Source organism: Rhizobium phaseoli (genome assembly GCF_001664385.1).
GTDB lineage: Bacteria > Pseudomonadota > Alphaproteobacteria > Rhizobiales > Rhizobiaceae > Rhizobium > Rhizobium phaseoli.
Map to the genome: position 1 here is coordinate 3044914 of NZ_CP013532.1, position 14770 is coordinate 3059683.

A 14770-nucleotide genomic window follows, 5' to 3' on the forward strand; every position below is an offset into this window, starting at 1 on the left:
CTGGGAGGACCATGACCGAGAGCCTGACGAAAAAACCGCCGCTTGCCGGTATCCGGGTGATCGAGCTCGCCCGCGTGCTGGCCGGCCCCTGGGCCGGACAGATGCTCGCCGATCTCGGCGCCGATGTCATCAAGGTCGAAAATCCCGATGGCGGCGACGATACGCGCCAATGGGGCCCGCCCTTTGTCGAAGGTGCCGACGGCGAAAATCTCTCGGCCGCCTATTACCATGCCGCCAATCGCGGCAAACGCTCCATCGCCGCCGACCTGAAAAGCCCGGAAGGCCAGGATCTCGTCCGCCGGCTGGTCTCCACTGCTGACGTGGTGATCGAGAACTTCAAGGTCGGCGGGCTCGTCAAATACGGGCTCGATTACGACAGCCTGCGCAAACTGAACCCGAAGCTCGTTTATTGCTCGATCACCGGCTTCGGCCAGACCGGCCCCTATGCCAATCTGGCCGGCTACGATTACATCGTTCAGGGCATGTCCGGCTTCATGTCGATTACAGGCGAGCCGGACGGCCAGCCGATGAAGGCAGGCGTGGCGATCGCCGATATCTTCACCGGCATCTATGCCGTCTCGGCGATCGAGGCGGCCCTGATCCATGCCTTGAAAACAGGCGAAGGCCAGCTGGTCGACATGGCGCTGCTCGATGTGCAATCGGCCGTGCTCGCCAATCAGAACATGAACTACCTCGTCTCCGGCGCTGCACCGACCCGGCTCGGCAACGCCCATCCGAATATCTCGCCCTATGAGGTCGTGCCGGCGGCCGATGGCTACCTCATTCTTGCCGTCGGCAATGACGGCCAGTTCGCTCGCCTCTGCGGCATCCTCGGCCTTGAGGCGATTGTCGGCGACGAACGTTTCGCCACCAACAGGGCCCGGGTCGGCAATCGGGCCGAACTGCGCCGGCTCGTTTCGACCGAGACGCTGAAATGGCAGAAAGCGGATCTGTTGAAGGCTTGTGAGGAGAACGGCGTTCCTGCCGGCGCGATCAATACGATCGAGGAGATGTTCGCCGATTCGCAGGTGCGCGCCCGCGGTCTGCGCATCGACCTTGCGGATGCCGTGGGCACACTCATCCCGGGGGTCAGGACGCCGGTGGTGCTGTCCGAGACGCCGCTGCATTACGTCAGGCCGAGCCCGCGCCTCGACGAACACAGAGAAGAAATTCTGGCGGAGCTCGCCGAGCGCGAGAGGGAGGCATCGTCATGAAGAGGACCGGTGGAGAACTGATCGTCGAGGCGCTGAAAGCCAATGGCGTCAAACGCCTTTCCTGCGTGCCCGGCGAGAGCTTTCTTGCGGTCCTCGATGCCCTGCGCGATAGCGATATCGACGTCCTCGTCTGCCGTCAGGAGGGCGGAGCGGCGATGATGGCGGATTGCTGGGGCAGGCTGACCGGCGAACCCGGCATCTGCATGGTCACCCGCGGCCCCGGCGCCACCAACGCTTCAGCCGGCCTGCATATATCAAGACAGGACTCGATCCCGATGATCCTCTTCATCGGTCAGGTGCAGCGTGAAGCCCGCGAGCGCGAGGCCTTCCAGGAGGTCGAATTCCGCCGCGCCTTCACTGAATTCGCCAAATGGGTGGGCGAGATCGACGATGCCGCCCGGATTCCCGAATTCGTCACCCGCGCCTTTGCGATCGCCACCTCCGGCCGCCCCGGCCCCGTGGTGCTCACGCTGCCGGAGGATATGCTGCGCGACGAAGTCGAGGCGCCCGGCGCCAAGCGTCACACGAGCGTCGAGGCGCATCCCGGCCGCAGCCAGATCGACGATCTCTATAGAAGACTGCTGAAGGCCGATCGGCCGATGGTGATCCTCGGCGGCACGCGCTGGGATGAAGATGCCGTCGCCGATTTTGCAGGATTTGCCGAGCGTTTTCAGCTTCCCGTCGGCTGCTCCTTCCGCAGGCAGATGCTGTTCGATCATCTCCATCCCTGTTACGCCGGCGATGTCGGCATCGGCATCAATCCTGTCCTCGCCAAGGAAATAAAGGAAAGCGACCTGCTGATCCTTCTTGGCGGCCGGATGTCGGAAATGCCGTCCTCGTCCTATACGCTGATCGATATCCCCTACCCCCAGCAATCGCTGGTGCACGTCTATCCCGATCCTTCCGAACTGGGACGCGTCTACCGCCCGGATCTCGCCATCTGCGCCGCTCCCTCCGATTTCGTCGCCGCACTCGCCGATCTCGAAGCGCCGGCCGAGCCGCTCTGGGCGGAGCGCACTGAGCGCATGCACCAGGCCTATCTTTCCTGGTCGAAACCGCCGGCAACTGGTCCGGGCGCCGTCCATATGGGCCCGATCATGGAATGGCTGGAAGCCAATACCAGGCCGGACACGATCTTCACCAACGGCGCGGGCAACTACGCCACATGGCTGCACCGCTTCCATCGTTTCCGCCGTTTCAACACCCAGGCCGCCCCCACCTCCGGTTCGATGGGCTACGGCCTGCCGGCGGCGGTGGCCGCCAAACGGCTCTTTCCCGAGCGCGAGGTCATCTGCTTTGCCGGCGACGGCTGCTTCCTGATGCACGGCCAGGAATTCGCCACAGCCATCCGCTACGGCCTGCCGATCATCGCGATCGTCGTCAACAACGGCATGTACGGCACGATCCGAATGCATCAGGAGCGCGAATATCCCGGCCGCGTCAGCAGCACCGATCTCACCAATCCCGATTTCGCCGCCCTTGCCCGCGCCTATGGCGGCCATGGCGAGACGGTGGAGCGGACGGAGGAATTCGCCGCTGCCTTCGAGCGGGCGCGCCACAGCGGCAAGCCGGCAATCATCGAAGTCAAACTCGATCCTGAGGCGATCACGCCGACACGGACGCTGTCGGAAATCGCGCAAACAAAAAGCCGGTAGGTTTCCCCACCGGCTTTCAAAGACAGAACTTCCGCTACGTCAGTCGATCGCGGCCGTGACGATGAACTCGACCTTGTATTTCGGCGCTGCGAGCTTGGCTTCGCTGGTGGCGCGGGCCGGCGGATTGGCCGGATCGATCCAGGCTTCCCAGGCGGCGTTCATCTCGGCGAAATATGCGATGTCGGAGAGATAGACGAGGGTCTGGAGGATCTTCGACTTGTTGCTGCCTGATGCAGCCAGCAGGCGATCGACCTCGGCAAGTGCGGACTTGCACTGATCGGTGACGCTTTCGCCCTCGCCGACCTGGCCTGCGAGATAGATCGTGTTGCCGTGAATGACGGCGCCGCTCATGCGTGCGCCGACGTCGATACGCTTAATGCTCATCATAGTCTCCTGAGTGAATGGAACGTGATGGCGCTGCCGTGCAGCGCCGGAAAATCGGCAGCCGGAACGGGCCTAGCTGCGGATATGGTGGGTCTTCTGGTAGATCGCCGTCGAGCGGGCGCCTGAGCGGCAATAGCCGAGCATCGGCCGCGGGAATTCGTCGAGTGCATCGACCATACCCTGCACCGCCTCCTCGGTCACGCCCATCGGCCCGACAGGCACATGGGTGATCTCGAGGCCGAGTTCTCGCGCGCGCGCCTCGATGACCGAGAACGAGGTCTGATCCGGGCTCTCATGGTCGGGGCGGTGGCAGACGATCGATTTGAACCCCAGCGCCTTGATCTCGTCGAGGTCCTCGAGCGTAATCTGGCCCGAGACCGAATATTCATCGTCGATCTGGCGAATATCCATCGTCCTGTCTCCTCATTAAATCGTGGGCTGAAGGTCTACGACGGAGGCCGGCGAGCGTCAACAAAACTTCACTCAGAGGAAGGCAAAGCTCAGCACGTAGCTGCGGCTTTCACCTGGTGCCAGCATATTGAATTCGCCGGCCGCCTCAAGCTCGTCGCGCGATACCCAGCGATGCGACACCGGCTCGATGCCGATAATATGGGCCGGCGCCTTCTGGTTCCGCCAGACCTGCAGATAGGGCAGCGTGTCGGCGCGAAAGCGCACGCGGAGCGTCCTGCCGCCGATCGCCGCAATCGGTCCGAGGCGGACTTCCGCCAAACCGTCTTCCGTTGCCGGCGCCGGCACACAGAAGATGCCGCCCGGCTCCTCGCCGAATGCCCAGGGGAAACCGCCATTCTCCAGCATCCGGCCTTCGAGCCGCGTGCCCTCGTCCAGCCATTTGCCGCCGGTGTTCATGTGATACATCAGGAAGGTCGGCACCGTCCGGTCGCTGGTATTGACGACCCGGTCCTCGAGCCGAACCTCGCCGGTCGCCCCATCGATCCGCCATAGCCGCTCGAGGCGCTGCGACAGTCCCTCGACGGTTACAATGTCGATATCAGCGCGGCATTCGGCATTGCCGTTCTCATACCTCGTCCACAGCACCTTGGCCGCATGGCCGGAGGCCGATCCGTGCAACGGATAGACCTTGCCGTCCGCCCGCCCGGCGATCGGCTGGCGGTGACGGATATGGTCCGGGCCGCAGGTGAAGAGGAAGCCTTCCAGCGAGTGATCGATTCGCGGATCGCCATCATCGGGAATGGCTCGCTTCGGGGCGATGTCGACGCCCTCGACGATGCATCCGGCAATGTCCAGCACCGATGTTTCATCGAGCATCAGGCGCGGCCCGCTTGCGGCGGCAAATTCGATCATCGCAGTCTCCTCGAGGATTATCGGCCGGCGTAGCGTAGGAGCATGTCGCGCAAAAGTGAGCAGCGGTTTTGCGATTACGACATGCTGGAATCAAGGACCTGAAGCGTGGCAAGCGAATCTGAAAGATCGCGTTACGCTTTAGGTTTTGCGCCGTCTTTCGTCAATCGGGCGCTTTTCGCCTCTTGTGTTTTTGCCGCAACCATGGATTTTGCGGAACTGACGCAGAGACGCAAACGTTTATGAGTAAAAGGAAATCTTAGGGATTTTCATATTTTGTTCAGCACGGTTTCATAAATTCCACACTAGCGTCAAAATTCGCGGGTGTGTGTCGGCCCAGTCACTGTTCGAGGTGTGAGACGTGAATCGCTTTTTGAAGTCGGCATTTTCGCTTGCGGCCGTGCTGGCAGCCCTTGCGGCTGCGGCACCGCAGGCAGGCGCGCAGCAGTTTCGTGACCGCCGGCAGAGCGACGTCGTCCTGGTCACGCCGACCGGCGAAATCCTCGACTATGTCCCGCGCGGCTATATCTACGCCCGCGACCGCAGCGGCAATCGCGTGCTGATCGACGCCTACGGCAATGTCGTCGCCACCGAGATGCGCGCCCGCGGCTATTACCCGCCGCGACCCGGCCCGCGCGGCGGCGATGCCGACCAGAACGGCAACGATCCCTATTATGCCGACGATAATTCCTATGGCGATCCGCGTTATGCCGAACGCGGCGCCGTCACCGGCGGGATTCCGCGCGACGCAGCGATCGAACGCCAACCGCTCGGTGAGGAGCCCTATCCCGATGACAACAGCATCGGCAATCCGCAGTCGGGCGACGATTACGCCTCGATCGATCCCGATCAGCAGATCCCGCCCGCCGATGCGCCGACGGCCGCGCCTGACGAGCCTGTCATCACGCTGAAGAACAAGTCGAAGCCCGAGATCGTCGCGCTGCAGGTCTTCCTCGACCGCGCCGGCATCTCTCCCGGCGTCATCGACGGCCATATGGGCTCGAACGTCACCAAGGGGATCTATGCTTACGACCAGATGACCGGGTCAAAGCTCGACCCCAACGACACTGATGCCATTCTCGAAGAGCTGCGCATGAACGGCGGCCTGCCCGTCGTCAGCTATACGATCACGCCCGCCGATGCCGCCGGCCCCTTCGTCGCAGCGATCCCGGAAGACTATTCGCATAAGGCGCTTCTGCCGTCGCTGGCCTATACCTCGATCACGGAAATGCTGGCCGAGCGCTTCCACATGGACGAGGCTTTCCTCAAGGAAATGAACCCCGGCGCCGATTTCAGCGTCCCCGGCACGGTGATCAAGGTCGTCAATCCCGGCGAAACGAAATCCGGTGAGGTGGCCCGCATCATCGCCGACAAGGCCCGCAAACAGGTCTTCGCCTATGACGGCGCCGGCAATCTGCTTGCCGCCTACCCGGCCTCGATCGGCTCCACCGACACGCCCTCCCCCTCGGGCACCGTGACGGTCGAGCGCGTCGCCTTCAATCCCGGCTACACCTACAATCCGAAGATCAATTTCCAGCAGGGTGCCAACGATAAGATCCTCAACATTCCGCCCGGCCCGAACGGCCCCGTCGGCACCGTCTGGATGGCGCTCTCCAAGCCGACCTACGGCATCCACGGAACACCGGAGCCCTCGAAAATCGGCCGCACCCAGAGCCACGGCTGCATTCGCCTGACCAACTGGGACGCGACCGAACTCGCCAAGATGGTCAAGCCAGGTGTGACGGTGGAATTCGTCGATTGATCTCTATTGCTGCAATATAAAAAGGCCGCCGGATCTGAACTGACCCCCGAAAGTTGGACATCCACCTTCGGGGGTTTTGCATGTCCAAATACAGCCTGGCTTTCAAGCAGTCTGTTGTTGAGTGTTACGGGAATGGCGAGCGTAGCTATCAAGAGGTGAGCACGCGGTTTGCCATTGATCCTGCGACCGTTCGCAAATGGGTAGCGAGCCATGCTGCGCATGGTTCGGCTGGATTGGTGAAGAAATTCAGCCATTATAATGCTGACTTCAAGCTATCGGTCCTACAGCGGATGTGGGAGGATGGGTTGTCCTATCGCCAGACGGCTGCGATCTTCGACGTTCGCAATGCCAGCTGCCTTCCGGATTGGGAGAGGCGATATGAACGGGGTGGGATCGAAGCCTTGGCCCCGCGCCGCAGAGGAAGACCTCGATCGATGCCCAAGTCGCCTATCATAGCCAGTGGACCAGATGCTCCACACAGTGACGATGCCAAGAGCCGTGAAGATCTGTTGGCGGAGCTGAACTATCTGCGCATGGAGAATGCCTACTTAAAAAAACTGGAGGCCTTAACGCAGCAACGAGCGCCGAAAAAGCGCAAGTCGTCGAAGCGTTAAGGCCGTTCCATCCGCTTGACGGGTTGCTTGCGCTTTCGGGCCTGGCGCGCAGCACGTTCTATTATCAGCAAAAGGCATTGTCCCGGCCCGACCGGCACGGAGTTCTCAAGGAGAGGATCAAATCGATCTTCGACACCCACAAGGGCCGCTACGGCTATCGCCGGGTGACGGCGGCGCTGCGCGGCTTGGGAGAGACGGTCAATCACAAGACGGTTCAGCGCCTGATGGTCGAGAGCGGCTTGAAGTCTAAGGTCAGGCCGAAGAAGTATCGATCCTACAGGGGCGAGGAGGGACGCGTGGCTCCCGATCTCCTCAAGCGGCAGTTCACCGCCGAGCGCGCCAATCAGAAATGGGTGACCGATGTGACGGAATTTAACGTGGCCGGCGAAAAGCTCTATCTCTCGCCGATCATGGACTTGTTCAATGGGGAAATCATTGCGTTCGAAACCGCTAGACGGCCGGTGTTCAAACTCGTCGAAAACATGCTCACCAAGGCCGTGAGCCGTTTGCAAGACGATGACCGGCCGATCCTGCATTCCGACCAGGGATGGCACTACCAGATGCCGGCCTGGCAGCGCATGCTTCAGAAACGTCACATCAATCAGAGCATGTCACGCAAGGGCAACTGTCTCGACAATGCTGCCATCGAAAGCTTCTTTGCCATTCTCAAATCCGAGTTCTTCCACCCCAACGACTTTGACAGCGTCAAGAGCCTGCAAGATGGGGTGGCAGACTACATCAACTACTATAATCATCAGCGTATCAAACTGAAACTCAAAGGGCTGAGCCCTGTACAATACAGGACCCAGCCCCTAAATCTCCCCAGCCTTTAGACCGTCCAACTTTTGGGGGTCAGTTCAATCGCTCCGGCGGCCTTTTTCGTTTCATCGCAGGGGATAAAGCATGTCGCGCAAAAGTGTGCAGCGGTTTTGCGTCAACGACATGCGTAAACAAAGAACTAAAGCGCAAGGAGCGAATCTGAAAGATCGCGACGCGCTTTAGTCAGGCGGCTGTCGCCATGCGAGCCGAGGCCGGCAGCCGGACCGGCAGTTTGCGCATCATTTCCTCGGCAAAACAGGTTGCGTTCTCACGCGCCTTGTCGAGATTGCTGACGCGCGTGGGGTCGATCGTGTGCAGCGTGCCGCCACAGTCGAAGATGTCGCGGAAGGCCGAACGTTCGATGATCGCGGTGTCGAGCACCGGCACAAGCCGCTCGCTGAGGAGCGACTTGACGAGCTGCAGCGCCCGGGTCGTCACCATCGAATTGACGCGGGTCAGCACCACGGAATGGCCGATTTTGATCCCCGCCTTCTCGTCCAGATATTGCAGCAGCTCCAGCACCTGCGCGCCGCCACGCGCATCCATCGCACAGCCCTGGATCGGAATCAGCACATGGTCGGAAAGGCCGACGGCAGTGGCAAGCAGTGGGTTGCGCGCACCCGGCAGGTCGACGATGAAATAGTCGGTATTGTGCTTGTTCTCGCTGATATGCTGCGGCAACGAAGCGGTGGTCACGAAATCGATCACGGAAACATTGGGCACGTAACCTGAAATTTCGTGCCAGCGCGAAATCCAGTGCTGCGGATCGGCGTCGAGAATGGTGACGCGGTAACCCTTGCGGGCAAGCTCGGTCGCGAGCAGCAGAACAGCGGTGGTCTTGCCGGCGCCGCCCTTGGTATTTGCGAATGTGATGACAGGCATATTCAGTCCTCGGAAGGAAATGGTGCGAGCCGGAATCGCTCTTTTACGCACCATCGGAGCATCGTGCGGTTAATCCATCCTTTCTAATCATGGTTAACAAATTCCAAACACGCGCGGCGAAATTGCAGCCTGTATTTTTCACATCCCTAAAATTCAGGGTGCCCCTAAAAATGAAAAGCCCGGAGAACAAGGATTCTCCGGGCCAATCTGCGGTCAGCTCCGCTGATCTCAGAAGCAATCCTTAAACAGCGCCTTGGTATTTTCGAGCGTCATGGCAACCGGGTTGCCGCCGGCACTCGGATCTTCGATCGCCATGGCCGACAATTCCTCGATGCGGTCGGAGGCGATTCCCATTGCCGTCAGCGTTTCCGGCACGCCGAGATCGGAGCGAAGCTTCAGCACATAGTCGTAGAAGCCGTCGAAACCGCCCGATATGCCGAGATAGGCGGCGGCCCGGCCGATCTTCTCTTCGATTGCAGCACGGTTGAAGCGCAGCACCGCCGGCATCACCACCGCATTGGTCATGCCGTGATGGGTGTTGTAAACGGCGCCGATCGGGTGCGACAGCGCATGGATGGCGCCGAGCCCCTTTTGGAAGGCGACCGCGCCCATGGCGGCGGCGGCCATCATATTGGCGCGGGCTTCGAGATCAGTGCCTTCCCGATAGGCGCGCGGCAGGAATTCCTTGACGAGCCGCATGCCCTCCAGCGCGATGCCAGCCGACATCGGGTGATAGAAGGGCGAGGAATAGGCCTCCAGGCAATGCGCGAAAGCATCCATGCCGGTGCCGGCTGTGATGATCTTAGGCATGCCGACCGTCAGTTCCGGATCGGAGATCACAACGCCGGGCAGGAATTTCGGGTGGAAGATGATCTTCTTCACATGCGTTTCGGAATTGGTGATGACGCTGGCGCGCCCCACTTCGGAGCCGGTACCGGCCGTCGTCGGCACCGCGACGATCGGGGCAATGCCCTCGAGGCTCGCACGCGTCCACCAATCGCCGACATCCTCGAAATCCCAGACGGGTCGCGTCTGGCCGACCATGAAGGCGACGCACTTGCCGAGATCGAGGCCTGATCCGCCACCGAAGGCGACGACGCCGTCATGGCCGCCGTCACGGAAGGCCTTGATGCCGGCATCGAGGTTCTTCTCGTTCGGGTTCGGATCGACATCGGCGAAGATCGCCCGGCCGAGGCCGGCTTCTTCGAGGACATCGAGCGCGTTCTTGGTGATCGCCATCGAAGCAAGGCCGCGATCGGTGATCAGCAGCGGCTTCGTCATGCCGAGGCTCTTGCAGGCGGCGGCCAGTTCGCTGATGCGGCCCCGGCCAAGCTTGACAGACGTGGGATAGCTCCAATTTGCGGTGATGTTGCTGCTCATGCTGTGACCTTCTTGAGATGATAGGATTTCGGACGCGTCAGATTCTGAAAGCCGATGATCGACAGCGAGCCGCCGCGGCCGGTCTCCTTGACGCCGGTCCAGCAGAGCGCCGGATCGAGATAGTCCGCGCGGTTCATGAAAACGGTGCCGGTTTCGATCTCGCGGCCGAGCCGCGCTGCCCGTTCGGCATCGCTCGTCCAGAGCGAGGCCGTCAGCCCGTACTGGCTGTCGTTCATCAGGGCAAGCGCTTCCGCGTCGCTCTTCACCTTCATGATGCCGACCGCCGGACCGAAGGTCTCTTCGCGCATGAAAGTCATGGAGTGGTCGACATCGACGAGGATCTGCGGCGCGAGATAGGCGCCGCCGTCATCCCTCGGGAAGAGCTTCGGGTCGACCAGCGCCTTGGCGCCCTTGGAAACCGCATCGGCGATCTGCTCGCGCACCACCTTGGCGAAGCGCTTGTTCGCCATCGGCCCAAGCGAAGTCTCGGGATCGAGCGGATTGCCGAGCTTGTAGTTCGACACCCAGGCCACCGACTTTTCGACAAAGGCGTCGTAGAGGGACTCGTGCACATAGATGCGCTCGATGCCGCAGCAGCACTGGCCGGAATTATAGGTGGCGCCGTCCATCAGCGTATCGACGGCGGCCTCGAGATCGGCGTCCTCCATGACGTAACCCGGATCCTTGCCGCCGAGTTCAAGGCCGACGCCGGTGAAGGTGCCGGCAGCTGCCCGCTCCATCGAACGCCCGCCTTCGACCGATCCGGTGAAGTTGATGAAATTGAAGCTGCCGGCGGCAATCAGCGCCGAGGTCGTCTCGTGATCAAGGAAGACGTTCTGGAACACGTCCTCGGGCACGCCGGCCTCGATAAAGGCCTGCACCAGCCGCTCACCGACCAGCAATGTCTGCGAGGCATGTTTCAGCACTACCGTGTTGCCAGCCATCAGCGCCGGGGCGATCGTGTTGATCGCTGTCATATAAGGGTAGTTCCAGGGCGCAACGACGAAGACGACGCCATGCGGCTCGCGCTCGATACGGCGATCGAAACGATCGCTCTCTTCGACGACGAGCGGTGCCAGCGCATCAGCCGCAATCGACGCGACATAGTTGGAGCGCTCGTTGAAGCCCTTATATTCGCCGCCGTACTTGACTGGCCGGCCCATCTGCCAGGCAAGCTCCGGCACGACGACATTGGACATCTCGTTCAGCCGTGCCGCGCCCTTCAGCACCAGTTGCACACGCTCTTCGAGCGGCCGTTTCGCCCAGCCCTTCTGCGCCTTGCGGGCGCGCAAGACAACTTCCTTGGCGGCGTCGAGCGAAAGCGCCGGACGCTCCGCGTAAACCGATCCGTCGACCGGTGAAATGCATTGGATCATTGCCATGATCGATTTCCGTCCTCGTATTGATCAAAAATTCCGTCGAGGGCCAGCCCCTCATCCGCCTGCCGGCACCTTCTCCCCGTAAACGGGGCGAAGGGGGGATAGCCGCAACCTCTCCGTCCCTCGCCAACGTCTCGCGGGGCACGTCCCCTCGCCCCGTTTTACGGGGGTCCGAAGGACGGGTCGAGACCCGCGGCTCGACCCCGGTCGGGTTAGGGCGAGGGCAAGCAACCCACAATGCCTATTAGGCTCTTTCGAACCCGCGCGCCACTTCCCAATCGGTGATGCGGCGGTCGTATTCTTCCTGCTCCCATTCGGCAGCGCGGGTGTAGTGGTCGATCACATCATCGCCAAACGCTTTGCGCAGCATTGCCGATTCCGTCATCGCGGTCGCCGCCGCGCGCAGGGTGCGCGGGATTTCGCGGATATCCTTGCCGCCATAGGCGTCGCCGACGAAGGGCGCTTCGAGTTCCAGCTTGTTTTCGATCCCGTCGATGCCGGCGGCAAGCAGCGCGGCGAAGGCGAGATAGGGATTGAGATCGGAACCGCCGACGCGGCATTCGATACGGATCCCCTTGGTTTCCTCGCCGCAGAGGCGGTAGCCGGCGGTGCGGTTGTCCTTGCTCCAGATCGCCTTGGTCGGCGCGAAGGTGCCGGCCATAAAGCGCTTGTAGGAGTTGATGTAGGGCGCCAGGAAATAGGTGATCTCGCTGGCATGGGCGAGAAGTCCGGCAACGTAATTGTGCATCAGCGGCGACATGCCGTATTTGCCGGTATGGTCGAAGAACAGCGGCTTTTCCTCCAGGCTCCAGAGCGACTGGTGGATGTGCGAGGAACTGCCGGCAGCATTGTAATTCCACTTGGCAAGGAAGGTGATGGCCTTGCCTTTCGACCAGGCGATCTCCTTGCAACCATTCTTGATGATTGCATGCCGGTCGGCCATGGCGAGCGCGTCGGCATAGCGGACGTTGATCTCCTCCTGGCCGGCCGAAGCCTCGCCTTTGGAATTCTCGACCGGAATGCCGGCGCCCTGCAGCCCGGTGCGGATCGCCCGCATCACCTCTTCCTCCTTGGTGGTCTGGAAGATGTGATAGTCCTCGTTATAGGCGCTGGCGAGTTTGAGGTTGCGGTAGCCTGCCGCATGCGCCGCCTCGTAGCTCTGGTCGAACAGGAAGAATTCGAGTTCGGACGCCATATAGGCCTTCATGCCCATGTCTTCGAGGCGCTTCACCTGCTTTTTCAGGATCGCGCGCGGCGAATGGGCGACCTCCTCATGCGTGTGATGATCGAGGACGTCGCAGAGCACCAGCGCCGTGCCCTCAAGCCAGGGAATGCGGCGCAGCGTCGCGAGATCCGGCTTCATCGTATAGTCGCCGTACCCTTTCTCCCAGCTCGTCGCCTTGTAACCTGAGACGGTCTCCATCTCCATGTCGGTGGCGATCAGGTAGTTGCAGCTGTGCGTTTCTTTCCAGGCGCTTTCGACGAAATATTCGGCCTGGAAGCGCTTGCCCATCAGCCGGCCCTGCATGTCCACTTGGCAGGCCAGAACCGTGTCGATGCGCCCTTCGGCAACATCCTTCCTGAGATCGTCGATTGTATAGCTGCTGCTCATGAGTGATCCGCCTGAAATTGGGATTGAAAAATCGGGGCAACGAAATCGCATGCGCTCGGCCTGGTTTGGCGCCCCGATGCCTTTTCGTTGAACCGGTGATGGGGCCGCAGGAGCGGCCCCGCCATTTGAGAGGGAAGCCTCGATGCTTAACGTTCGCCGCTTTCGCCGACGGCCGCTTCTGCCGCCGCGATTTCGGCCTGGCGCTTCGCCACTTCGGCGCCGATCGGCGGCCCCTTGAAACGCCGGCGCTCGAAGCCGAACCAGACGATCGCCGTCAGCAAGAGGAACCCGACGGTAACGTAAAGCGCAGCACCGTTCGGCGGCTGGACTCCGAGAACGAAGATCAGGACCATCGCGATGATCGAGAGCACGGCAAAGAGCTTGAAGAGGCCTTCGCCGAGGTTCCACGGACCCATCTTGTCCCACTTGGACGTGCCCCAGGCGAAGAGGCCGAGCGTGATCGGGATCGCAAAGGAGAAGAACAGGAAGATGACCGTGCACGACACCACGATCGTGTAAACGGGCGTATCGCCGATTTTCACGAAGTCGAGTGAGGTGAACCAAACGAACAGCACCGACAGGATCGATCCCGTCCAGATCGCGGCCACCGGAGTGCGGTATTGCGGGCTGACCTTCGACAGCGCCTTGGAGGCCGGTAGGCCGCCGTCACGCGAGAAGGCGAAGATCATCCGGGAGACCGAGGTGACGGTCGCAAGGCCGCACAGCCACTGGCTGACGAAGATCGCAAGATAGAGGATATCCTTGACAACGGGGTTCACCTGGCTGTCCATCGCCCAGAAGAACACGTTCCAGCCCTGTTTGGCCGCGTCGTCCATGTTCGGCAGCATGAGGACGAAGGCGCACAGCATGATGTAGCCGAATAGCGCCGACCACAGGACCGAGGCGACCATGCCGCGTGGAACCGAATGGGCAGCCTTGACCGTCTCCTCCGATGTATGCGCCGAGGCGTCATAACCGGTGATGGTGTAGATCGGCAGCAGCAGGCCGAGAAGAAAGACCCAGGCCCCCGAGGTCGACGGCCAGACGCTACCGCCGACTTCGCCGGAATAGTTGGCGAAATTGAAGAGGCGGCCGAACTCATAGGAAGGCGCCGAAAGAAGGCAGACAGCCGCCAGCGCGATCGCGGTTGCGAAGATCAGATAACCCGAGAAGTCCGTGAGCTTCGCGGTCAAGCCAATCCCCATGTGGTTTACCAGCGCCTGCGCGCCGGTAATTATGACGAGGAAAATGATCCGCACCGTGATCGTGTCCGTCAGCCCGAGATAAGTGGTGCCGAAGGAGCCCATGAAGAAGTAATAGGTACCGACGTTGATGGCGCCGAGAACGGTGACGAGACCGAGCAGGTTGAACCAGGCGGTCAACCAGCCAGTGAACCGGTTGCCGAGGATCGAGCCCCAGTGATAGAGCCCGCCGGCCGTCGGATAGGCCGAGCTGATCTGCGCCATGGCGACGGCGAAGACGAGCGAGATGAAGCAGCCAACCGGCCAGCCGATGCCAATCGCCGCGCCGCCAGCGCCAGAGGTCGCCTGGGCCAGCGAATTGATGCCGCCGGAGAGAATGCAGATGATGGAGAATGATACGGCGAAATTCGAGAATGAACTCATTCGCCGTTCGAGTTCCTGGGCATAGCCCATCGAATGCAGGATGTGCACATCCTGCTTCTTGTCCAGTTCGGTATAGTCCGACATGACTTCCCCCTGTTCACGACCGGCCGCGGAATTGCGGGCC

Annotated in this window: 11 protein-coding genes and 1 pseudogene; 4 read left to right on the plus strand and 8 right to left on the minus strand. The window is 61.3% G+C overall.

Annotated elements, in window-relative coordinates:
• Positions 1–11 precede the first annotated feature (11 nt).
• On the plus strand, positions 12–1214 hold the full coding sequence (caiB, locus tag AMC88_RS14765; RefSeq protein WP_012484527.1) for a succinate--glutarate CoA-transferase: 1203 nt from the start codon (positions 12–14) through the stop codon (positions 1212–1214).
• Positions 1211–2869: a thiamine pyrophosphate-binding protein gene (locus AMC88_RS14770; RefSeq protein ID WP_012484528.1), complete on the plus strand. Its 1659-nt coding sequence runs from the start codon at positions 1211–1213 to the stop codon at positions 2867–2869. Before caiB ends, AMC88_RS14770 begins: the two co-directional genes overlap by 4 nt.
• Before the next feature lie 39 nt (positions 2870–2908).
• On the opposite strand, the gene AMC88_RS14775 is transcribed toward AMC88_RS14770, so the two are convergent.
• The 3 genes from AMC88_RS14775 to AMC88_RS14785 form a co-directional block, all read right to left on the minus strand.
• Positions 2909–3253: a RidA family protein gene (locus tag AMC88_RS14775; RefSeq protein ID WP_004668514.1), complete on the minus strand. Its 345-nt coding sequence runs from the start codon at positions 3251–3253 to the stop codon at positions 2909–2911.
• Positions 3254–3325: 72 nt separating this feature from the next.
• The gene (locus tag AMC88_RS14780) at positions 3326–3664 is read right to left on the minus strand and encodes a protein tyrosine phosphatase family protein (RefSeq protein WP_012484529.1); all 339 of its coding nucleotides are present in this window, start codon (positions 3662–3664) and stop codon (positions 3326–3328) included.
• 72 nt (positions 3665–3736) lie between these two features.
• On the minus strand, positions 3737–4576 hold the full coding sequence (locus tag AMC88_RS14785) for an aldose 1-epimerase family protein (protein ID WP_012484530.1): 840 nt from the start codon (positions 4574–4576) through the stop codon (positions 3737–3739).
• Positions 4577–4934: 358 nt separating this feature from the next.
• On the opposite strand from AMC88_RS14785, the gene AMC88_RS14790 reads away from it, so the two are divergent.
• Complete coding sequence (locus AMC88_RS14790) at positions 4935–6335, plus strand: L,D-transpeptidase (protein WP_012484531.1); 1401 nt, start codon at positions 4935–4937, stop codon at positions 6333–6335.
• An 80-nt stretch (positions 6336–6415) separates the two neighbouring features.
• Positions 6416–7782: pseudogene (locus AMC88_RS33155) on the plus strand (IS3 family transposase).
• A 169-nt stretch (positions 7783–7951) separates the two neighbouring features.
• Here the strand turns inward: AMC88_RS33155 and AMC88_RS14805 are convergent.
• From AMC88_RS14805 to AMC88_RS14825, 5 genes are all read right to left on the minus strand, one after another.
• Complete coding sequence (locus AMC88_RS14805; RefSeq protein WP_041683701.1) at positions 7952–8650, minus strand: ParA family protein; 699 nt, start codon at positions 8648–8650, stop codon at positions 7952–7954.
• A 228-nt stretch (positions 8651–8878) separates the two neighbouring features.
• The gene (locus tag AMC88_RS14810; RefSeq protein WP_012484533.1) at positions 8879–10030 is read right to left on the minus strand and encodes an iron-containing alcohol dehydrogenase; all 1152 of its coding nucleotides are present in this window, start codon (positions 10028–10030) and stop codon (positions 8879–8881) included.
• A complete protein-coding gene (locus AMC88_RS14815) occupies positions 10027–11412 on the minus strand; it encodes an aldehyde dehydrogenase family protein (protein WP_012484534.1) in 1386 nt (461 codons plus the stop codon). The genes AMC88_RS14810 and AMC88_RS14815 overlap by 4 nt, the downstream gene beginning before the upstream one ends.
• Positions 11413–11653: 241 nt before the next feature.
• Positions 11654–13021, minus strand: a complete 1368-nt coding sequence (locus AMC88_RS14820) for a glutamine synthetase family protein (protein ID WP_012484535.1) — start codon at positions 13019–13021, stop codon at positions 11654–11656.
• 146 nt (positions 13022–13167) lie between these two features.
• Positions 13168–14730: an amino acid permease gene (locus tag AMC88_RS14825; RefSeq protein WP_012484536.1), complete on the minus strand. Its 1563-nt coding sequence runs from the start codon at positions 14728–14730 to the stop codon at positions 13168–13170.
• Between the last annotated feature and the right edge of the window lie 40 nt (positions 14731–14770).